Annotated in this window: 2 pseudogenes; both read left to right on the forward strand. The window is 43.3% G+C overall.

Going from position 1 to position 758, the window contains the following annotated elements:
- A pseudogene (locus tag ACWHAR_RS26395) lies at window positions 1-219 on the forward strand (MinD/ParA family protein); the annotation flags it as partial.
- 1 nt (window position 220) lies between these two features.
- Window positions 221-758 (forward strand): annotated as a pseudogene (gene cheB, locus ACWHAR_RS26400) (protein-glutamate O-methylesterase CheB); the annotation flags it as partial.

Here is a 758-nt window from a genome sequence, read left to right on the forward strand (position 1 = left end):
GTTCAGGTTCAGTTTGCCGGTTCCGTTTCTGACGATGTGATCGTGAGCAAAGCGGTTGTCGAACAGGTTCCTTTTTTCATAAAAAGCCCTCAGGCAAAAGCCAGCCGGTCAGTCCGTATTTTAGCGGACGCCTTGTTTGAAAGAGAAGAAACGAGACACAAAGAAGACAAACAGACATTTATTGAGAAATTATCTTCTTTTTTAATGAGGAGGGCTTAATTTGATTCGTGTGCTTGTAGTTGATGATTCGGCTTTTATGAGAAAAATGATAAGTGATTTTCTGACCGAAGAAAAGCAGATAGAAGTAATCGGAACTGCGAGAAACGGAGAAGAAGCGCTTAAGAAGATTGAATTATTAAAACCGGATGTTATTACTCTAGATGTTGAAATGCCGGTCATGAATGGGACAGATACGCTCCGCAAAATTATTGAGATTTATAACTTGCCGGTCATTATGGTGTCTAGCCAGACCGAGAAAGGTAAAGAATGCACAATTAATTGTTTGGAGATCGGTGCCTTTGACTTTATCACAAAGCCATCAGGCTCAATATCTCTGGATTTATACAAAATTAAAGAACAATTAGTTGAGCGTGTCGTCGCGGCAGGACTTTCCGGCAAGCGGAAACGTCCTGTTTCCCAGACAGTTCGGCCCGAACCTATTGTGCGTGCTGTCGTTAAGCCTGAATTAAGCAAACCGAAACCTGGCACGGGCAGACAAATTGTGTGTATCGGCACATCAACAGGCGGTCCACGGGCGT

This window comes from Bacillus sp. LR--39 (assembly GCF_053613335.1).